Here is a 21,087-nt window from a genome sequence, read left to right on the forward strand (position 1 = left end):
GCCGTGGTTCGGCCTTGATCAGGATCTGCGCCATGTACGGGTGCCCGGCCCACCGCTCGATCTCGGCCACCGCGGTCTGCGGCTCCTCGATGGCCACGCAGATCGACCCGCGCCAGCGCTCATGCCAGTTGTTGTGGGACTCGAGCCAGTGGTTCGTGAGCCACTGGTTGACCGCGGTGCAGTAGGCCGCGGTGGCCTCACCCAGCCGGCTCTCGGTGTGGGTCGGCTCCAGGATCGCGATGTCCGATCCGGCCTCCATGACGAGCTGGCGTAGCGCCATATCGGGGTCGCTGCAGGCGAATTCCCCGTCGGGCGGGAACGCGTCGAGTCGCATCGCATAAGAGTGCGCGTAATCCGGTGCGTCGTAGTAGATCTGCTCGCCCACCCGGTGGCTCATGAAGTACTTGCTGCGCCACGGCTCGGGGATGTAGTCCAGCAGCTCGCCGCGTCTGGGCATCGGGTGGACATCGGAGTCGACGCAGCGCACCGCGATGCGTTCGGCCGCCGGTACCCGTGGGTTCGCCGTAATGGACATTCTGCCAGCCTCCCGGATTCCCGCTACTGCGCCGCAAGGGCGGACGATGTGAGTGCGCTCTGCAGCCCGTACAGCTCGGCGGCGTTGCGCCACAACAGTTTGTCGCGCTGCTCGGCGGTGAACGCGGTCGGCACGCGTGGCTCGTTGAGCTGCCAGTGCGGATAGCTCGAGCCGAACATCAGCATGTCGTCTTTGCCGGTGAAGCCGAACCAGTCCCCGGCGAACTCGGTATCGCCGGGTCCGTCGAGCGCGCCCTGGATGAAGTAGACGTGCCCCGGCAGATAGTCGCTGGGCATCTTGGGGGCCCACGGCGTCTGCTCCAGGTGGGGGCGGCCGAAGCAGTCCATCCGCCACATGAACGGCGTCAGCAGGTCGGCCGCTCCGTCCGCCCAGACGAACCTGAGGTCGGGGGTCCGCTCGAACACGCCCTCGGCGATCATGTTCATCAGATGGTAGAGGTAGTTGAGCGCCATGAAGCCCAGGTACTGCTCATAGGTCCGGGTCTTGCCGGATGGTGTGGGGGCGAACTGAATTCCCGATCCGCTTTCGATATGGACGGCCACCGGCAGGCCGGCCTCGGCCGCGGCATCCCACAGTGGCCAGAACTGCGGCTTGCCGTAGAGCTCGCGCGACTGCATCGGCACGCCGATCTGCACGACCCGCGGATGGTCTTTGTACCTGTCGATCTCACGCAGGGCGCCGGTGGTGTCGTCCGGGTTGACCCGGATGGTGCCGCGGAACCGCTCGCCGTGCTCGGCGTGGTCGAGCCAGCGCGTCACCATCATCTCGTTGTGCGCATTGGCCAGCGCCGTGCCGAGGTGGCGATCGGGCATGATGCCGCGCGTCATCGGGTGCAGAACCGCGATGTCGACGCCGCGCTCGGCGAACAGGTGCTCGGCGGCGAGATCGGGGTCGGAACCCGGGTATTGGCGTTCAGGTCCCTTCGTCCCCTTGGCGTATTCACCGCCGGGCGCCCCGTACCAATTCATCTCGTAGTCGGGGAATCCGCGGCTGGCGAACGGTTCCCGCAGGAAGTTCTGCCGCAGGTCTCGGTTCGACCCGAAGAAGACGTGCACGCTCGCGTCGACGAGGGGCGTCGTCGTCCCGTCCGGATGCTGCATGGTCAAGGCTGTTCCTCCGATGTTCGTCCGGAATCGTGGTGCGCACGCATCGCCGACGGTGCGCCCATGACACCGGACCTGTGCCCAGTCTAGATCCGAATTCTTCAATAGCAAGAATATTATTCTCGGACGGGATCGCGGCGCTGCAGCAGGTGAGCGGTCCCTTTTGTCGGCCATTGTGCGCTGACCTGCGGAGAATCCCTATCGATGAGGCGAGAACGCTAGATCGACTCATGAGAATGCTATTCTCATACCGACGTGAGGGCGCATCAGGAGGCGTGCGGGTGCTATTGGAATTCGATGCCGATCAACGGCTGTGGCAGGAGACCGTGCGGGACGCGGTGACCAAACAATGCCCGGCGACGCTGGTCCGCGACGTTGCCGAACGGGGCGTCGATCCGGCGCCCCTGTGGAAGAGCTATATCGATCAGGGCTGGACCGAGCTGACCGATCCGCAGAACGCGGTCGAGTTGGCGATCGTGCTGGAGGAACTGGGGCGGGCCACCGACCTGACCCCGTATCTGGCCACCATGACCCAGTTCGCGCCGCTCGCCGGGGAGCGCTTCGATGCCGCGCGGGCGGGCGCCGCCGTGTACGGCGGGGTGCGGGCCAACCGCGACGACAGCGGCTGGGTGCTGGCCGGGACCGCGCACCACGTGCTCGACGGTGACCGGGCCGAGACGTTCGCCGTCGTCACCGATGCCGGCGTGTTCCTCGTCGACGCCGACAAGGTGGTCGCCAAGCGCGATTCGGTATTCGATCCGGTCCTTCATGTGGCGGCGGTGACGGTGGATGACGTGCACGTCGACGACACCGCCCGGGTGCACGCAGATCCCGAGAAGGCCCGGCACCTGGCCTTGACCGGGATGGCGGTGACGACCGTCGGCGCCTGCCAGCGGGTCCTCGACCTGGTCCTGGAGCACGTCAAGCAGCGTCAGCAGTTCGGCGCGGCCATCGGATCCTTCCAGGCCGTGCAGCACAAGGCGGTCGATATGCACGTCGCGATCGAACGTGCGCGTGCGCTGGCCTACTTCGCGGCGCTGACCATCGCGGCCGACGACCCGCGCCGCAGGCTGTCGGCGTCGATGGCCAAGGCCGCGGCGGGGGAGTGCCAGGCGGTGGTGTTCCGCCACGGCGTGCAGTTGTTCGGGGCGATGGGTTTCACCTGGGAGAACGACGCCCAGTTCGCGCTCAAGCGGGCCAAGGCCGGCGAGTTGTTGTTGGGCGGTGCGGCCGAGCACCGGGCGCTGATCGCCGCCGAGTACCGCACGACGTACAGGGGACTGTAGATGCAGCTGACATTCGACTCCGACGTCGAGGAGTTCCGCGCCGAGTTCATCGCGTTCCTGGACGCCAACCTGCCGTCGGAGGCGCAGACCCTGCAGCGGCCCCGATCGGTGTCGCATATGCCGCAGTGGGCCCGCGACTGGCAGCGGCTGCTGTTCGACAACGGCTGGCTGCTGCCGGCCCAGCCGCCGGAGTTCGGCGGGCGCAACGCCACCGTAGTGCAGACCTTCGTCCACCTCGACGAACTGTGCCGGCGCCGGATCTACCACAGCTTCAATCCGCAGGGCGTCAACATCATTGCGGCATCGCTGCTGACGTTCGGCTCCGACGAGCAGAAGCACCGCTGGGCCGTGCCGGTGCTGCGCGGTGAGAAGACCGCGTCGCTGGGGATGAGTGAGCCGAGCGCCGGATCCGATCTGGCCTCGCTGCGCACGCGCGCCGTCCCGGACGGGGACCACTTCGTGGTGAACGGGCAGAAGGTCTGGACTTCGGGGGCCCACGACGCCGACTTCCTGCTGACGTTCGTGCGGACCGATCCGGATGTGTCCAAGCACAAGGGGATCAGCGCGCTGATCATCCCGACCGATACCCCCGGCGTGGTGTGCCGACCGTTCGCCGATATGTGCGGACCGGACAATCTCGACTTCAACGAGGTGTTCTTCACCGACGCCCGGGTGCCCGCCGAGAACCTCGTCGGACCACTCAACGGTGGCTGGGGTGTGGCCAACGGCTCGCTGGGACACGAGCGCACCATGATGTGGCTCGGGTTCGCCGACCGCATCGACAACATGCTCGCCGATTTCGAACCGCGCACCGAACTCGAACGTGACCAGTACGCCACCACCGTCATGGACTATCAGGCGTTGCGCGCCATGGGATCGACCGCGCTGGCCAAGGCGTCGCGCGGTGAGGCCGACACCGCGTCGGTGTCGGTGCTCAAGCTGTTCGGGTCCGAGGCCGAGCGCAATGCGCTCGAGAACGCGCTGACCGCAGCGGGTCCGGACGGCCTGATCCACCCGACCACCACCGGCCCCTACGAACACATGAACCTCGACCACTACTTCGCGAGCTGGTTCGAACGCTACGCCAGAAGCTTCGGCGGCACCATCGCCGGTGGCACATCGGAGATCCAGCGCAACATCATCGCGACCCAGGTGCTCGGGCTGCCGCGCCGCTGACCTTCGCCCGGCCGCCCACCTTTTTCGCCGAGCAGACGCGGCGGTACCCGGGAAACGCCATTTTCGGGTACCTACACGTCTGCTCGCGCAGAGAACGTGGGCTCAGTAGTTGTTGCAGCTACCGGCGATCGAGTTGATCGGTCCGAAGTATTCCTGCGCCGCGGGGCTGCTCTGCAGCTGGTTCACGGTCTGCTGGCGTTCGGCCGGGCCCGACGCCAGGAAGCTGCGCAGCGCACCCTGGGCGAACGGTGAGGCGTTGAACTGCTGCGCGAGCGCGGGCTGCTCCGCGTTGATCGCGGCGACCACCTGCTCGTAGGTGCAGGTGGTGTTGACCGCCGAATCGAACGGGGCCGCGGTTGCGACACCGGCCGTGGCGGGGATCGCCACGGCGAGCCCACCGGCGGCCATTGCGAGTTTTGCGCGCGAAAACTTCATCATCTCTCCAATTACCCCCATCTGCTCCGCCGGTACGGCGGCGAGTGTGCACATTTGCCTGTCAAGTGGCCTCAACCGAGGTTAACAGGACTATCGACACGGGGGGTGCTGCTGTTACAGGTGAGATCGGCGAATCAGTCGATGACCGCGGCCTCTTTGCGCTCGGTGATCGGCCGCGCCAGCTCCTGCTCATCGCAGATTTGCTGCAGCTTCTTCAGGGTCTCGTCCAACCCGGGTCCGAGCGGTTTGCCCGGCGTGAAGGTGGCGGGCAGGTTACGCATGCCCTGAATGACGCCGATGGTGTCGTAGTGCACGGTGCCCTCCGGGTCGCACACATAGTCGGGCATCCGGTCCAGCACGGCGGTGAGCATCGACTTGAACACCGTCCTGGCCACGTTGGAGCCCACGCACCGGTGCACGCCGATGCCGAAGCTGAAATGGCGGTTGCCCTTGCGGTCCAGCATGATCTCGTTGGGCTTGTCGAACACCGACGGATCCCGGTTGGCCATCGCCCAGGACAGCCACAGCCGCTCGTACTGCTTGAACTGCTGCCCTTCGACCTCGACATCCTCGGAGAACGTCCGGCCGTCACCGGGTGCCGGCGTGAAGAACCGGAGAAACTCCTCGGTGGCGGGGTGCAGCAGGGTGCCGCGCTCGCGGCTGAGCCGCTCGCGTTCGTCGGTGTGCTCGCCAAGCCACTCCAGCGCGTGGGCGGTCAGTGCGGTCGTGGTGTCGAAGCCGCCGCCGATCACCAGGCCCAGATTGCCGAGGATCTCCATATCGGGAGCGGGCTCGCCGTCGATCCGCAGCTGCAGGAGCGCGTTCACCAGCCCCGGCCGCGGGTTCTCCCGGATCTCCATCATGTTGTTGATGATGTCGATGCCCATTTCGCGGTGCTGCTCGTTGATCTTCTCCCGCTCGGGGGAGTGCTCGGGGGTGTAGACCGAAGCGTGGGTGGGCTCGCTGTAGACGTTCCACTTCTTGAGCTCGATGCCCATCATCGCCAGCGTGAACACCGCGGGCACCACGTTGGCGAGATGCTCGACGAAGTCGATCCGGCCCGATTCGATGTGTTCGTCGAGCGCGGCGCGGGTGATCTCGTCGACGAACGGCTCCCACCGCTTGATCGCCGCGGGGGACAGGTAAGGGTTGAGCGCACCGCGGTACGCGCTGTGCTCGGGTTCGTCCATTTCGAGGATGCCGCCGCGAACGACCGTGGCGCGGCTGGCCTTCGGGATCGTGATGCCCTGGAACGGTGTCTCGCCGCTGATGTCGTGGTGGTTGGACACCACCGGGCAGCGGGCCAGTTCGAACACGTGCCTGCTGTCGGCGGCCACCCAGTGCCCGTTGTAGGCATCGGACCATGCCATCGGGCACCGGGACTGCATCTCCTCGGTGATCTCCTGGAACTGCAGACGGTATTCCGGTGTGTGCCGGTCGAAGTGGTAACTGTTCTTCTTACGGTCGGCGTCCGTCGTGACCTCATGCGTGCTCACGGCGTTGTCTCCCTTGGTGTTCGATTTGGGTGTGGCGGAAGATTCACTCGATGACAATGGCTTGCTCGGGGCAGGAGTGGGCGGCCTCGGTCACCGCCTCCTCCTGGTCGGCGGGCACCACCTCCGAGACCGGTGACGCGTGACCGTCGACATCGTCGAGTTCGAACGAGTCAGGTGCGATCATCGAGCACAGGGTGTGGCCCTGGCAACGACTCGCATCGACCGAAACCTTCACTGTGCCAGCCCCTTTCCTATCGATGAACGCGGCATCACACGTGGTAGTCGTACCACTTGAGGTAGCCCCCGGCGTCGACGCGCAACTGCATGCCGGTGACGAAGCGTGACTCGTCGGAGGCCAGCCACAGCACCGCATTGCTGATGTCCTGGGGTTCGACGAAGTTCACCTTCATGGCCTGCTGGACCCCGAAGACGGGTTCGGCGTCGGCGCGGGTGGGGTTCTCCAGATCCGGTCGGAACGAGCGGTACATCGGCTCGCTCTGCAGCATGTCGGTGTTGCAGTTGGTCGGATGGATCACATTGGCCCGGATGCCGCGGACGGCGAGCTCGGTGGCCAGGTAGTGCACGTACTCCGAGATCAGGCGTTTGGAGACCATGTAGCCCATTCCGCCCGGATCGGCGCCCGGGTTGGGCTTGTTGTGCGCGTCCATCAGGGCGGCCGCCGATGCGGTGGCGATGATCGAGGCGCCTTCGGCCAGATGCGGAAGGGCGACCTGGATGGCGTTGATGGTGCCGACGAAGTTGGTGTTGATGCCGTCGGTCCAGGCCTGCATGGGCGGCTGCCCCTTCATCGCCGCGACCCCGGCCTGGGCCACCACGATGTCGACCTTGCCGAATTCGGCGAGCCCGGTGTCGAGCGCGTCCTTGAGCTGGGCGGCCTCCCGGACGTCGGCCTGCGCGGTGACGATGCGCCGCCCGGCCTTCTCGACGAAGCGGGCGGTCTCTTCGAGTTCTTCGGGGGTCGCCATCTTGTAGCCGACGGTGTCGACGTCCTTGCACATGTCCACGGCGATGATGTCGGCGCCCTCTTCGGCCAGCCGGATCGCGTGGCTGCGTCCCTGCCCGCGGGCCGCACCGGTGATGAATGCGACCTTCCCGGCCACCCGGCCTTCTGAATTCCCCACTGTGCGTGTCCTTTCGTTACGTGTTACGGCCGCCGTTGACCCCGAGGATCTGGCCGGTGATGTAGCCGGCTTCCTCGGAGACCAGGAATGCGCACGCCGCGGCGATGTCCTCGGGGCGGCCGATCCGGCGCACCGGAGTCGCTTCGATGGTTTTGTCGATATCGCCGAGATACCCCTTGCCCGCCGCAGCCCGCAGCATCGGGGTGTCGATGAAGCCGGGTGGGACGGCGTTGACGGTGATGCCCGCGGGCCCGTACTCCAGGGCGAGGGTTTTGGTCAGACCGTTGACCGCGGACTTCGCCGCGACGTAGGGGGCCATATAGGGAGCACCCGAATGGGTACTGGAGGAGGAGATGTTGACGATGCGGCCCCAGCCCGCCTCGATCATCTCCGGCAGCACGGCCTGGATGCAGTGGAAGACGCCGTTGAGATTGACGTCGACGACCCGCTGCCAGCGGTCGAACGACACGTCGGTGAACCGCTTGAAGCAATCCAGTCCGGCGGCGTTGACGAGTACCGAGATCGGGCCGAGTTGGGCGCGCACCGCGTTCAGGGCCGCGTCCACCGCGGCGCGGTCGGTGACATCGGCGACGTGGGCGTGCTCGTCGTCCGAGGGCGCCAGATCGAGGGTGGCGACATTGAGGCCGTCGGCGCGCAGTCGGGCGACGATGGCCGCACCGATGCCGGAACCGCCTCCGGTGACGACGGCGTTCTTCACCGTTGAACTCCTGGCGCCGGGCTGGCCGCGGGCGTCTCAAGCTTCAAGAATCTTCCTTCCGATTATGAGAACCGTACTCTCGTACTTCTGTATATCGCAAGATGTGGGCGTACCGCAGGCAGTGAGAATAAGGCGCGAACTAGCCGGTCGGATAGGCCATGACTAGCCCATCTAGGTTTGCTTGAGTTCTCATCATGTGAATGTATGATTCGCCGGTGATGAGAATGAAGTTTCCATCACATCACGGAATCGGCTGAGGAGGATGATGCAGGAAACGTCGACCATCGCGGACGAAAAGCGGGCTGACCGGAGGCTGTTGATCGGCGGAGAGCTGCGCGATACGCCGCGGACGTTTCCCTCGATCAATCCCGCGACCGGCACCGTGCTCGGCCATGCCCCCGACGCCACCGTCGCCGACGCGCACGCCGCCGTCGCCGCGGCCCGCCTGGCCTTCGACACCACGGACTGGTCCACCAACACCGAACTGCGGGTGCGCTGCCTGGAGCAGTTGCACCGGGCCCTGCTCGAGCACCGGGACGAGCTCGCCGAACTGACCACGGCCGAAGTCGGGGCCACCGCCGCGCTGTGCGCGGGGGCTCAGCTGGACCAGCCGATCGACATCGTGCGGTTCTACGCCGAGTTGCTCAAGACCTACCCGCTGACCGAGGACCTCGGCAATATCGAGAGCCGGGGTATGCAGCATCACCGGTGGGTGGAGAAGGAGGCGGCGGGGGTCGTCGCCGCGATCATCGCCTACAACTATCCGAACCAGCTGGCGCTGGCCAAGCTGGCCCCGGCCCTGGCCGCCGGGTGCACCGTCGTGCTCAAGTCCGCCCCCGACACCCCGCTGATCACCCTGGCGCTCGGTGAACTCATCGCCGAACACACCGACATCCCGCCGGGTGTCGTCAACGTGCTCTCGGGCGCCGATCCCGACGTCGGCGCGGTACTGACCGCCAGCGGCGACGTCGACATGGTGACCTTCACCGGTTCGACGCCGACCGGGCGGCGGATCATGGCAGCCGCCAGCGAAACGCTCAAGAAGGTGTTCCTGGAACTGGGCGGTAAATCCGCCGCGATCGTGCTCGACGACGCCGACTTCAACACCGCCGCGCTGTTCTCGGCGTTCAGCATGGTCACCCACGCCGGTCAGGGTTGCGCGCTGACCTCGCGCCTGCTGGTGCCGGCCACGCACAAGGACGAGATCGTCGAGCTGATCAAGAACAACTTCGGCCTGGTCCGCTACGGAGATCCGACCGATCCCAAGACCTACATGGGTCCGCTGATCAGCGACAAGCAGCGCGACAAGGTCGACGGCATGGTCAAGCGGGCCGTCGAGGCCGGTGCCACCCTGGTCACCGGTGGGGAGAAGGTCGACCCCGGCTTCTTCTACACGCCCACCCTGCTGGCCGACGTCGACCCCGACAGTGAGATCGCCCAGGAGGAGGTCTTCGGGCCGGTCCTGGCGGTGATCGCCTATACCGACGACGACGATGCGGTGGCCATCGCCAACAACTCGATCTACGGCCTGTCCGGTGCGATCTTCGGCAGCGAGGACCGGGCGCTGGCGATGGCCCGCCGGATCCGGACCGGGACCTTCTCGATCAACGGCGGTAACTACTTCAGCCCGGACAGCCCGTTCGGCGGCTACAAACAGTCGGGCATCGGCCGGGAGATGGGCACCGCCGGGCTGGAGGAGTTCCTGGAGTCGAAGACGTTCGCGCGAGTGGTTTCATGACCGGCGGGCCGCTCGAAGGGATTCGCGTCCTCGAAGTCGCGATGTACGGTTTCGTGCCGTCGGCGGGGGCAGTGCTCGCCGAGTGGGGCGCCGACGTCATCAAGGTCGAGCACGCCGTGACCGGCGATCCCCAGCGCGGGCTGCGCCAGACCGGACCGCTGCGGGTCGAGGGAGACCCGAACCCGAACATCGAACACGCCAACCGGGGCAAGCGCAGCATCGGTCTGGACATGTCGGTACCGCAAGGGCGTGAAGTGCTGCTGGCGCTGGCCGAACGTGCCGACGTGTTCCTGACCAGCTTCCTGCCCGGGCACCGGCAGCGTTTCGGCATCGACGTCGACGACATCCGCGCGGTCAATCCCGACATCGTCTACGCGCGCGGCAGTGCGCTGGGGCCCCGCGGCGAGGAAGCGGTCAAGGGCGGCTACGACATGACCGCCTTCTGGTGCCGGGCGGGCACCGCGGCGACCATCACCCCGGCCGGGATGGAGGGAATGATCGCGCCACCGGGGCCCGCCTACGGTGACACCATCTCGGGCACCAACCTGGCCGGCGGGATCGCCGCGGCCCTGCTCAAACGGGAGCGCACCGGCGAGCCGTCGGTGGTCGACGTGTCGCTGCTGGGCAGCGGGCTGTGGTCGATGGGCCACACTGTCGCACTGACCCAGCACCTGAACCAGCTGATGGTGACACCGCCACCGGGTGTGCACGGTTCACCGATCAACCCGCTGGTCGGTCTGTACGCCACCGCCGACGACCGCTACATCTCGTTCGTCATGATGCAGCCGACCAAGTTCTGGGCCGACGTCTGCCGGCATATGGATCTGGAGTCCTATATCGACGATCCGCGGTTCGCCACGGCCGAATCCTTCGCCGAGAACACCCCGGCGGCCGTCGAGATCCTCGGCGCGGCGATGGCGAAGCGGACTTTGCCGGAATGGAGCGAGCGATTCTCCACCCTGGCCGGACCGTGGGCCCCCGTGCAGGACACGCTGCAGGCCGCGCAGGACACCCAGATCCGGGCCAACGAGTATCTCGTAAGGGCCGGCGAGCTGGAGTTGGTGGCCAACCCGGTGCAGTTCGACGTCCGGGCTCCCGAGTCGGGCGCGGCCCCCGGCTTCGCCGAGCAGACCGATGACATCCTGGCCGAACTCGGTCTGGACTGGGACCGCATCATCGACCTCAAGACGGCCGGCGCCGTCACCTAGGCCCCTACCTGCCATGCCCCACATCGCCTCGATCGGGACCTCGCCGCCGGGCTGGACGACCCAGCTGAGGCGGGTGACGCGCGGTGTTCCGGTGCGCCCGCGCAACCCGGTCGGGTTGGATCGCCTGGTCGTGGCGGCCGCGGTGGACCGCGACGGAGCGGTACGGCCGCACCAGGGGGGCTCACGCCAATTATCAACCACCGGAGCAAGTTCTGGGTTGTTTGCCCTCGCGGTACCGGCCGAGTCCGATAGCATCGGCCCCCTGGTGACTGTCGAACAGGCGAGCCTGTCGTCGGATGTCGCCGTCGCGGGGGGAAGGTAGGGGTGGTTCGACGTGAGCGCAAATTGCGCCGAGTTCCTGAGGGCGCGGTGACGCCGGGCGCCTGGCGGCCGATACCACTCTCGGCCCACGGATGGCCCGGTGGTGCTGAAATATCTTGGGGGTCTTGTCAATACACTGATCCACGGGTTCAGCCGAGATGGATGACGTTGCGCTGGAACGTACTTCGTTCGGGTGTGCCTGGGCTCGAAGGGCGGCGGGCCGATGGCGGATAGATGGTCGACCGGCATCCCCTTGGTGCGCAATCTATCCGGGCCGATGCAGGCGGTCGGTGCGTTGTTCGCGATGTCGCTGGACGCGATCCGGTTCGTGTTCCGCAGACCGTTTCAGGGGCGCGAGTTCCTGGAGCAGTGCTGGTTCGTGGCGCGGGTCTCGATGGCGCCGACATTGCTGGTGGCGATCCCGTTCACGGTGCTGGTGAGCTTTACGCTGAACATCCTGTTACGCGAGCTCGGCGCGGCCGACCTGTCGGGCGCGGGCGCCGCGTTCGGCGCGGTCACCCAGCTGGGCCCGATGGTGACGGTGCTGATCGTGGCTGGCGCCGGGGCCACCGCGATGTGTGCCGACCTGGGTTCGCGGACCATCCGCGAGGAGATCGACGCCATGGAGGTGCTGGGCATCAACCCGGTGCAACGCCTGGTCACCCCGCGCATCCTGGCCTCGGGCCTGGTGGCGTTGCTGCTCAACAGCCTGGTGGTGATCATCGGGATCCTGGGCGGCTACGTGTTCTCGGTGTTCATCCAGGACGTGAATCCCGGTGCGTTCGCGGCCGGCATCACGCTGCTGACCGGGGTGCCCGAGGTGGTCATCTCGTGTATCAAGGCCGCGCTGTTCGGGCTGATCGCCGGAACGGTGGCCTGCTACCGGGGGCTGACGATCGTGGGAGGTGGCGCCAAGGCCGTGGGCAACGCGGTCAACGAGACCGTGGTGTACGCCTTCATGGCGCTGTTCGTGATCAACGTCGTGGTGACGGCGATCGGCATCCGGATGACGACGGGATAGCCGGCCATGGGAACGATGACGATTCTGCGCTCGACGTATCCGCGCCTGACCCGGCAGTTCAACAAGCCGGTATCGACACTGGGCCGGGTCGGTGATCACACCCTGTTCTATCTGCGGGCGCTGGCCGGAACCCCGCATGCGGCGCTGCACTATCGCAAGGAGCTCGTCCGGTTGATCGCCGAGATCTCCATGGGCGCGGGCACATTGGCGATGATCGGCGGCACCGTGGTGATCGTCGGATTTCTCACCCTGGCAACCGGCGGTGTGCTCGCCATCCAGGGGTACTCCTCGCTGGGCAACATCGGCATCGAGGCCCTGACCGGATTCCTCGCCGCCTTCATCAATGTGCGCATCGCGGCGCCAGTGGTGGCCGGTATCGGCCTGGCCGCCACGTTCGGCGCCGGGGTGACCGCGCAGCTGGGTGCGATGCGGATCAACGAGGAGATCGACGCGTTGGAGTCGATGGCGATTCGGCCGGTCGAATACCTGGTGTCCACCCGGATCGTGGCCGGGATGGTCGCCATCACCCCGCTGTACGCGATCGCGGTCATCCTGTCGTTTCTGGCCTCGCAGTTCACCACGGTGGTGCTGCTCGGACAGTCCGGTGGGCTCTACGACCACTACTTCGATACCTTCCTGAACCCGATCGATCTGCTGTGGTCCTTCCTGCAGGCGGTGCTCATGGCCATCACGATCCTGCTGATCCACACCTACTTCGGCTATTTCGCGTCCGGCGGACCGTCCGGTGTCGGCGTCGCGGTGGGCAACGCCGTGCGCACCTCGCTGATCGTCGTGGTGTCGGTGACCCTGCTGGTGTCACTGTCGGTCTACGGCTCCAACGGAAACTTCAACCTCAGTGGCTAGCGGGCGGGAGAGGCTGTGAGCAAACAGGTCGGTCCCGGGCCAGCCCACCGGTCCGAAACCACAACCACCGCAGCGCCGGTAGCCGCGCGCGCCGGACGAAGCTTCGGTGCGCGGGGCTCGACGCGGCCACTGGCCGGCCTCGCAACGGTGCTGGCGATCGCGATGATCGTGGCGCTGGCCGTCGCGCTGTTCCGCGGCAGCTTCACCAAGACCGTTCCCATCACGGTGATCTCCGATCGCGCAGGCCTGGTGATGAACCCGGACGCCAAGGTCAAGATGCGGGGCGTGGAGATCGGCAAGGTGGGCTCGATCGAGTCGCTGTCCGACGGCAGGGCGGCCCTACACCTGGAGATGAAGCCAGGTCTGATGCATCTGATCCCGTCCAACGTCAGTGCGGACATCGCCTCCTCAACGGTGTTCGGGGCGAAGTACGTCGACTTCGTGCCCCCCGCCAACCCGGAGGGAACCATCGAAGCCGGACGGGTGTTGCAGGGCGAGCACGTCACCGTCGAGATCAACACCGTGTTCCAGCAGCTCACCCAGGTGCTGGACAAGATCGACCCGGCCAAGTTGAACGAGACCCTCGGCGCGATGTCCTCGGCGTTCAGCGGGCGCGGCGAGAAGATGGGGCAGACCCTCTCCGATTTCGAGAAACTGCTGGCGAAGATCGAACCGAGCCTGCCGAATCTGTCACGCGACATCGAGTCGACGGCATCGGTGTCCAACGCCTACGCCGATGCGGCACCGAACCTGGTCGAGACCGTCGACAACACCAACCGGATCAGTGACACCATCGTCGCCGAACAGCGCAACCTCGACGCCTTCCTGGTCAGCATGATCGGGCTGGCCGACATCGGCAACGAGGTGGTCGGCGGCAACCGGCCCGCGCTGAGCAATCTGCTCGGCACCCTCGTGCCGACCACCGATCTGCTCAACGAATACTCGCCGGCGCTCAAATGTGCGCTGCAGGGCATGATCACGGTGAAGAACCAACCTCCGGCGATGGATCCGGGCATCGTCGTGCAGTTGGCGTTCACCCTGGGCGTCGAGCGATACCGGTATCCGCAGAACCTGCCGAAGGTCGCGGCCAAGGGCGGACCACACTGTATGGGGCTACCCAACGTCGGTTTCGGGAACCGCGCGAAATACCTTGTCACCGACACCAATGCGAACCCGTGGCAGTACGGCAACCAGGGCATCCTGCTCAATTCCGACGGTCTCAAGCAGATCCTGTTCGGGCCGCTCGACGGTCCGCCGCGTAACACCGCACAGATCGGACAACCGGGATGAGCCGCGGCAGAAGCACATTCCTGAAGTTCGGGACGTTCGCCGTCGTGATGGCGGTACTCACCGCGTTCCTGTTCATGACCTTCTCCGAATACCGCGGCGGGAGTTACTCGACCTATTCGGCGGTATTCACAGATGCATCCCGGCTGGAGTCCGGTGATTCGGTTCGAGTCGCCGGTGTGCGGGTCGGCACCGTCAAAAGCGTTTCGCTGCAGCAGGACAAGTCGGTGCTGGTGGAATTCGACTCCGACCCCAGCGTCGCGTTGACCACCGGCACCAAGGCCGCGGTGCGGTATCTGAACCTGGTCGGCGACCGCTATCTGGAACTGCTCGACAGTCCCGGTTCGACGAGGCTGTTGCCTGCAGGCTCGCAGATCCCCAAGGACCGCACCCAGGGTGCCCTCGACCTCGATCTGCTGCTGGGCGGGTTGCGCCCGGTGATCCAGGGGCTCAATCCGCAGGACGTGAACGCGCTGACCTCGTCGCTGATCAACATCTTCCAGGGGCAGGGGGACACCCTCGACTCGTTGATGAGCAAGACCTCCTCGTTCTCCAACACGCTGGGCGACAACAGCGAGGTCGTTCAACAGCTCATCGACAATCTCAACCAGGTCGTCGGCACGCTGAACAAGGACGGCGGCAAGTTCTCGGCCACCATCGACCGCCTGGAGAAGCTGATCAGCGGACTGTCCGAGGACCGCGACCCGATCGGCAACGCCATCACCTCGATCGACAACGGCACCGCATCCATGGCCAGCCTGCTGACCGAGGCTCGCCCGCCCCTGAAGGGCACGGTGGACCAACTCAACCGATTGGCCCCGCTGCTCGACGACAACAAGGCGGTGCTCGATCGCGGCCTGCAGAAGGGCCCGGACAACTACCGCAAGATGGCCCGGCTCGGGTCGTACGGCAGCTGGATCATGTACTACGTGTGCGGAGTCAACCTGCGGGTCACCGACCTTCAGGGCCGAACCGCGGTCTTCCCCTGGCTCAAACAAGAAGGCGGGAGGTGCGCGGAGCCCTGATGCTGAAATACCGCGATTCCAATCTGGTCAGGGCCGGCTTCATCGGCGTCGTCCTGATGGTGCTGGTGATTGCCGTCGGCCTGCAGCCCGAACGGTTGATCCAGTGGGCCGGCTCGGTGCGTCACCAGGCATTGTTCACCGAGGCCGGCGGTATCGCCGTCGGCAACGACGTGACCATCTCCGGCATCAAAGTCGGCTCTGTCACGGGCATCTCGTTGCAGAACGGCGATGCGCTGATCACCTTCACCACCGAGGGCAAGCAGCAGCTCGGCTCGCTGACCACCGCACACATCCGTACCGGTTCGCTGCTGGGCGAACGGGTACTCACGCTGGAGTCCGACGGCAGCGGCACGCTGCGCACCACCGACGTGATCCCGACCTCGCGTACCTCCTCGCCGTATTCGCTGACCGATGCGGTCGGTGAACTGACCACCAACACCGCCGGTACCGACACCACATCGCTGAACCAGTCACTGGACACGCTTTCGGCGACCATCAATCAGCTGGCCCCGCGCCTGGGGCCGACCTTCGACGGGCTGAGCCGGCTGTCGAAATCGATCAACGGCCGTAACGAGAGCCTGGCCGGCCTGCTCAAGAGTGCGGCCGATATGACCGGCATCCTGTCCGAGCGCAGCCGGCAGCTGAACACCTTGATACTCAACGCCAATGACCTACTCGGTGTGCTCAACGACCGGCGCCAGGCGATCGTGGATCTGTTGGCCAATACCGCGGCGGTGTCCCGACAACTGACCGGTCTGGTCGCCGACAACGAGCAGCAGCTGGCACCGACCCTGGAACGGCTGAACCGGGTGACCGAGATCCTGGAGAAGAACCGCGACAACATCAACAAGATGCTCCCGGACATGAAGAAGTTCTGGCTGGCCCAGGCCGAAACACTGGCCAACGGACCGTACTACAACGCCTTCGTGCCCAACCTGTTGATCAGCCAGGCCGCGTTGCAGCCGTTCCTGGACTACGCCTTCGGGTTCCGGCGCGGCAACAACGCCGGACAGCCTCCGGACAATGCCGGTCCGCGAGCAGAGTTCCCGATCCCGTACAACGGAATCCCCGGAGGTTCGCGCTGATGGGGCGTAAACGACTCGTCACCGGATTGTCGATCGCACTGATCGGGCTACTGGTCGCGGGTGCGGCGATCCTGGTGCGCCAGGCCTTCTTCGCCCCCAAGACGATCTCGGCCCTGTTCACCTCGGCAACCGGGGTCTACCCCGGCGACGAGGTTCGGGTATCGGGGGTGCGGGTGGGCACGATCGAGTCGATCAAACCGGAGGGCACCCAGACCCGGGCGGTCCTCAAGGTGGACCGTGGGGTACAGATCCCCGCGGACGCCAAGGCGATCATCGTGGCGCCGAACCTGGTTGCCGCCCGCTACGTGCAGCTGACCCCGCCGTATCGGTCCGAGGGGCCGACCATGCCGGAGGACGCCGTCATCGGACTGGATGACACCGCGGTGCCGGTGGAGTGGGACGAAGTCAAACAGCAGTTGATGCGGTTGTCCACCGAGCTCGGTCCGAAGAACGGCACGGACAGCACATCGATGTCCCGATTCATCGACACCACCGCCAACGCCATGGACGGCAACGGCGTGAAGCTGCACGAGACCATCTCCCAACTCTCCGGGGTGGCCCGCATTCTCGCCGAGGGCAGCGGCAACATCGTCGACATCATCAAGAACCTGCAGATCTTCGTCACCGCGCTGCGGGACAGCAATGTGCAGGTGGTGTCCTTCCAGAACCGTCTGGCCTCGCTCACCAGTGTGATCGACGGCAGCCGTTCGGATCTCGACGCGGCGCTGTCCGAGCTGTCGACCGCGGTCGTCGAGGTGCAGCGTTTCGTCGCGGGCAGCCGGGAGCAGACCTCCGAGCAGGTCCAGCGACTGGCCAACGTCACGCAGATCCTCGTCGACAACAAACTGAACGTGGAGAACCTGCTGCACATCACGCCCAACGCCCTGGTGAACGCGTACAACATCTACAACCCGGACACCGGCAGCCCGGTGGGCCAGTTCGTGTTGCACGGGTTCGCCAACCCGGTCCAGTTCATCTGCGGTGCCATCGGCGCGGTGGAGAACGTCACGGCACCCGAAACAGCCAAGTTGTGCGCGCAGTACCTCGGCCCGGCCCTGCGCCTGCTGAATTTCAACAACTTCCCGGCCCCGATTCAGCCCTACCTGGCGCCGTCGGCGAACCCGGAAAACCTGGTGTACTCCGAGCCCGGGCTGATGCCAGGGGGTGGCGGCGGATCCCCCGAGACACCGGACATCCCGATCCCGCCGTCGCAGTCCGCCTACGTCCCGGGCCCACCGCCACCGGCGCCGTTCACCGGTCGCCTGCCGGGGACACCACCGCCGGGGGCCCAGCAGATGCTCCCGGGCGCGCCGCCGGTGGTACCACCCAACGTGCCGTCCTCGTTGCGCGACATGCTCGACCCGGCGGCCGTTGCGCCCGGCCCGGTACCCGGCCCGCTACCGGCCGAGGCTCCGATGGCGCCCGAGGCGGGGCCTGCGCCCGCCGATGTACCTGCACCGCCGCTTCCGGCAGAAGGGACGCCCCCGGCATGATCAGCGGAAAACGGCTGCGGTTGTCGATCGCCGTCGGCACCTGTGTCGTGATGACGGCCAGCGGATGCGCCTTTCAGGGGGTCAATTCGCTGCCGCTGCCCGGTGCGGTGGGCCGTGGGTCCGAATCCAGCGTCTACCACGTCGAGATCGGCAATGTGGCGACGCTGGAACCGAACTCGCCCGTGATGATGAACGACGTGGTGGTGGGCAGTGTGCGCCGCATGTCGGTCAAAGACTGGCATGCCGATGTCGAGTTCTCGGTCAAGCCGGGGGTCGTGGTACCGGCGAACGTGGTGGCCAGCGTCGGACAGACCAGCCTGCTGGGCTCGATGCACCTGGCGCTCAATCCTCCTGCCGGTGAACCGGTCCAGGGCGCACTGCCGGCGGGCGCGACGATCCCACTGAACAATGCCTCGACCTACCCGACCACCGAGCAGACGTTGTCGTCGTTGGCCGCGGTGGTCAACGGTGGCGGACTCGGGCAGGCCGGCGAGATCATTCACAACTTCAGTGCCGCCCTCAACGGCCGTGAAACCGATTTCCGGAATCTGATCACCCGGTTGGACACGTTCGTCGGGACCCTCGATGCGCAGCGCGACAGTATCGTCAACTCGATTCAGTCGCTGAACCGGCTGGCCTCCACGTTTGCCGGTCAGAAGGACGTGATCACCCATGCGCTGCAAAAGATTCCACCCGCGCTGGATGTGCTGATCAACGAGCGGCCGCGGCTCACCACGGCCCTGCAGAAGCTCGGAACCTTCAGCGACACCGCCAACCAACTGGCCAACGACTCCCAGCAAGATCTGGTGCGCAACCTGCGCAACCTGGAACCGGCCATCCGGGCACTCGCCGATGTCGGACCGGAACTGCCCAGCGTCCTGGAGTTCGCCGCGCACTATCCGTTCACCCAGGGCTTCATCGACCGGGATATCCGTGGCGATTACTTCAACCTGTTCGCCACCATCGACCTCACTATTCCGCGCCTGAAGCGCAGTTTAATGCTTGGCACCCGGTGGGAGCAGGAAGGCGCCCAACTGGTGCCGGCCCCCGGCGATCCGGCCCATTTGAACTACACCTACGACCCGCTCAAGACCGGTGTCAATCCGCCACCGCCGGATGCCTTCCCGCCGGAGCCTGCACAGGCGCCGTTGGATACCTCGGCAGCCGGAGCGCCGTTGCCGCCGCAGGCCCCGCCTGCCTATGCCGGCCCGGTGTTGCCGGTGGTACCGCAGCAGGCACCTGGTGCGGCCCTCGGCGCACCACCCGCATCGGACGGTCCGCCGCCAGTCTTCGCCGGACCGTATGCAGCCCAACCGAATTCATCCGGGCAGCCACCGGCGGCCCCGCCGGTTCCGACAACAGGGGGTGGCGGATAAATGCTCACGCGATTTGTCCGGACTCAGCTGATTCTGTTCACGGTCGCCTCGATCGTGGGCGTGGCGGTGATGGCGTTCGCCTATATGCAGGTACCGACGTTGCTCGGAATCGGCCGTATCACGGTGAAGCTGGAACTGCCCTCGACCGGGGGGCTGTACCGGTTCGGCAATGTGACCTACCGCGGCTCGCAGATCGGCAAGGTCACCTCGGTGGATCTGACCGAGAAGGGCGCCGAGGCGACCCTGTCCCTGGATCGCTCCCCGAAGGTTCCGGCCGATCTGCATGCCGCGGTCCGCAGCATGTCGGCGGTCGGTGAGCAGTACGTGGAGCTGTTGCCGCGCACCGGTTCTGGTCCGTATCTGCAGGACGGCTCGGTGATCACGGTGGGAAACACCGAAGTCCCGCAGCAGGTCGGCCCGATGCTCGATCAGCTCAGCGCCCTGGTGGACACCATCCCCAAGGACTCGCTGAGCCGGCTGCTGGATGAGTCCTACAACGCGTTCAACGGGACCGGCTACGAGTTCGGTTCGCTGCTCGACTCGGCGTCGACCATCACCAAGGACGCCAACGGAATCTCCGACCAGACCCGACAACTGATCGATGATTCCGGACCCTTCCTGGATGCACAGGCACAGACCGGCGACTCGATCCGAACCTGGGCGGCGAGCCTCGCCGGTATCACCGGGCAGATGGTCCACGACGATCCGCAATTCCGGTCCGTTCTGCAGAACGGACCTGGCTTCGCGCAGGAGACTTCCCGCCTGCTCAACCAGATCAAGCCGACACTTCCTGTGCTGCTGGCGAATATGACCACCCTGGGGCAGGTCCTGGTGACCTACCACTCGTCCATCGAGCAGGTGCTGGTGCTCTTCCCGCCCTATGTGGCCCAGACCCAGACCTATCTGCCCGCCAACAACCCCACCGGTATCCCCAACGGCGAGTTCTCGCTGGGACTGGGCGACCCGAACTCGTGCACGGTGGGATTCCTGCCGCCGTCGGCGTGGCGGGCGCCGACGGATGTGTCGGTCATCGACACACCGGACAACATCTACTGCAAACTGCCCCAGGATTCTCCGATCGCGGTGCGTGGTGCACGTAACTACCCGTGTATCGAGCACCCCGGAAAGCGGGCTCCCACCGTCGAATTGTGCAACGACCCCAAGGGGTATCAACCGCTGGCGCAGCGCCAGCATACCCTCGGCCCCTACCCCTTCGATCCGAACCTGGTGTCACAGGGGATCGCACCGGACTCCCGAGTAGAGCTTGACGACAACACCTTCGGCCCGATCGACGGCACGGCGTTGCCCCCGGGGGTGGCGGTGGCGGGACCTCCGCCGCCGGCACCGCAGGGACCGCCCAGCTTCCCGGCGATGGGGCCGGGTGCGTTGCCCCCTGGTCCGGTGACGTTCCCGGAGTCGCCGGTGCCGGGACAGGCTCCGCCACCCGCGCCCGACCTCGACACCGTGCCGATCCCTCCTGCCGATCTGCCTGTGGAGGTGCCGGTGCCGCACGGTCCGCCGGCGGGCACGCCGATCGACCCCGGTGCTCCGCCGACGTCGATGGACCCGGCCATCGCGCCGTCGGGATACTCCGGTAATCAGTCCGGTGGCCCGTCGCTGGCGATCAGCAAGTACAACCCGCGCACCGGGGAGTACCAGGGCCAGGACGGCAAGCTGTACAAACAGACCAACCTGACCACCAAGGCGAACAGCTGGCAGGACATGATGCCCACCTGACGGGCCTCGTTGTGCTGGAA

At 66.2% G+C, this 21,087-nt stretch carries 18 protein-coding genes and 1 pseudogene; 12 read left to right on the top strand and 7 right to left on the bottom strand.

The genetic code is table 11. From position 1 onward, the window contains the following. A pseudogene (locus ACWDTP_RS06475) lies at positions 1 to 535 on the bottom strand (amidohydrolase family protein); the annotation flags it as partial. 23 nt (positions 536 to 558) lie between these two features. After that, on the bottom strand, positions 559 to 1,656 hold the full coding sequence (locus ACWDTP_RS06480; RefSeq protein ID WP_450017840.1) for an amidohydrolase family protein: 1,098 nt from the start codon (positions 1,654 to 1,656) through the stop codon (positions 559 to 561). Positions 1,657 to 1,940: 284 nt separating this feature from the next. On the opposite strand from ACWDTP_RS06480, the gene ACWDTP_RS06485 reads away from it, so the two are divergent. Both ACWDTP_RS06485 and ACWDTP_RS06490 read left to right on the top strand, forming a co-directional pair. Next, a complete protein-coding gene (locus ACWDTP_RS06485; protein ID WP_450017842.1) occupies positions 1,941 to 2,945 on the top strand; it encodes an acyl-CoA dehydrogenase family protein in 1,005 nt (334 codons plus the stop codon). Next, a complete protein-coding gene (locus ACWDTP_RS06490) occupies positions 2,946 to 4,121 on the top strand; it encodes an acyl-CoA dehydrogenase family protein (RefSeq protein WP_450017739.1) in 1,176 nt (391 codons plus the stop codon). A gap of 102 nt (positions 4,122 to 4,223) precedes the next feature. Here ACWDTP_RS06490 and ACWDTP_RS06495 read toward each other — a convergent pair whose 3' ends face one another. The 5 genes from ACWDTP_RS06495 to ACWDTP_RS06515 all read right to left on the bottom strand — a co-directional run bounded on the left by ACWDTP_RS06495 (position 4,224) and on the right by ACWDTP_RS06515 (position 7,912). Continuing rightward, positions 4,224 to 4,559: a hemophore-related protein gene (locus ACWDTP_RS06495; protein ID WP_450017741.1), complete on the bottom strand. Its 336-nt coding sequence runs from the start codon at positions 4,557 to 4,559 to the stop codon at positions 4,224 to 4,226. A gap of 131 nt (positions 4,560 to 4,690) precedes the next feature. Then, a complete protein-coding gene (locus tag ACWDTP_RS06500; protein ID WP_450017743.1) occupies positions 4,691 to 6,052 on the bottom strand; it encodes a cytochrome P450 in 1,362 nt (453 codons plus the stop codon). A gap of 43 nt (positions 6,053 to 6,095) precedes the next feature. Then, positions 6,096 to 6,287, bottom strand: a complete 192-nt coding sequence (locus tag ACWDTP_RS06505) for a ferredoxin (RefSeq protein WP_450017745.1) — start codon at positions 6,285 to 6,287, stop codon at positions 6,096 to 6,098. Between the two features lie 34 nt (positions 6,288 to 6,321). After that, positions 6,322 to 7,194: a mycofactocin-coupled SDR family oxidoreductase gene (locus ACWDTP_RS06510; RefSeq protein WP_450017747.1), complete on the bottom strand. Its 873-nt coding sequence runs from the start codon at positions 7,192 to 7,194 to the stop codon at positions 6,322 to 6,324. Positions 7,195 to 7,210: 16 nt separating this feature from the next. After that, positions 7,211 to 7,912, bottom strand: coding sequence for an SDR family NAD(P)-dependent oxidoreductase (locus ACWDTP_RS06515; RefSeq protein WP_450017749.1), 702 nt, complete (start codon positions 7,910 to 7,912; stop codon positions 7,211 to 7,213). 265 nt (positions 7,913 to 8,177) lie between these two features. Here ACWDTP_RS06515 and ACWDTP_RS06520 point away from each other — a divergent pair, with 265 nt between their 5' ends. From ACWDTP_RS06520 to ACWDTP_RS06565, 10 genes are all read left to right on the top strand, one after another. Next, positions 8,178 to 9,650 (top strand): aldehyde dehydrogenase family protein, encoded by a 1,473-nt coding sequence (locus ACWDTP_RS06520; RefSeq protein WP_450017751.1) that lies wholly within the window; start codon positions 8,178 to 8,180, stop codon positions 9,648 to 9,650. Next, a complete protein-coding gene (locus tag ACWDTP_RS06525) occupies positions 9,647 to 10,858 on the top strand; it encodes a CaiB/BaiF CoA transferase family protein (protein WP_450017753.1) in 1,212 nt (403 codons plus the stop codon). Before ACWDTP_RS06520 ends, ACWDTP_RS06525 begins: the two co-directional genes overlap by 4 nt. A gap of 544 nt (positions 10,859 to 11,402) precedes the next feature. Further along, on the top strand, positions 11,403 to 12,200 hold the full coding sequence (locus ACWDTP_RS06530; RefSeq protein WP_450017755.1) for an MlaE family ABC transporter permease: 798 nt from the start codon (positions 11,403 to 11,405) through the stop codon (positions 12,198 to 12,200). A gap of 6 nt (positions 12,201 to 12,206) precedes the next feature. Further along, positions 12,207 to 13,064, top strand: coding sequence for an MlaE family ABC transporter permease (locus tag ACWDTP_RS06535; RefSeq protein WP_450017757.1), 858 nt, complete (start codon positions 12,207 to 12,209; stop codon positions 13,062 to 13,064). Positions 13,065 to 13,079: 15 nt separating this feature from the next. Next, a complete protein-coding gene (locus ACWDTP_RS06540) occupies positions 13,080 to 14,354 on the top strand; it encodes an MCE family protein (RefSeq protein ID WP_450017759.1) in 1,275 nt (424 codons plus the stop codon). Beyond that, complete coding sequence (locus tag ACWDTP_RS06545) at positions 14,351 to 15,376, top strand: MCE family protein (protein ID WP_450017761.1); 1,026 nt, start codon at positions 14,351 to 14,353, stop codon at positions 15,374 to 15,376. Before ACWDTP_RS06540 ends, ACWDTP_RS06545 begins: the two co-directional genes overlap by 4 nt. Further along, positions 15,376 to 16,461 (top strand): MCE family protein, encoded by a 1,086-nt coding sequence (locus ACWDTP_RS06550; RefSeq protein ID WP_450017763.1) that lies wholly within the window; start codon positions 15,376 to 15,378, stop codon positions 16,459 to 16,461. Before ACWDTP_RS06545 ends, ACWDTP_RS06550 begins: the two co-directional genes overlap by 1 nt. Then, complete coding sequence (locus ACWDTP_RS06555) at positions 16,461 to 17,954, top strand: MCE family protein (protein WP_450017765.1); 1,494 nt, start codon at positions 16,461 to 16,463, stop codon at positions 17,952 to 17,954. Before ACWDTP_RS06550 ends, ACWDTP_RS06555 begins: the two co-directional genes overlap by 1 nt. Continuing rightward, positions 17,951 to 19,330, top strand: a complete 1,380-nt coding sequence (locus ACWDTP_RS06560) for an MCE family protein (RefSeq protein WP_450017767.1) — start codon at positions 17,951 to 17,953, stop codon at positions 19,328 to 19,330. Before ACWDTP_RS06555 ends, ACWDTP_RS06560 begins: the two co-directional genes overlap by 4 nt. After that, on the top strand, positions 19,331 to 21,067 hold the full coding sequence (locus tag ACWDTP_RS06565; RefSeq protein WP_450017769.1) for an MCE family protein: 1,737 nt from the start codon (positions 19,331 to 19,333) through the stop codon (positions 21,065 to 21,067). It abuts the gene before it with no gap. Positions 21,068 to 21,087 lie beyond the last annotated feature (20 nt).

The organism is Mycobacterium sp. NPDC003449 (assembly GCF_053588415.1).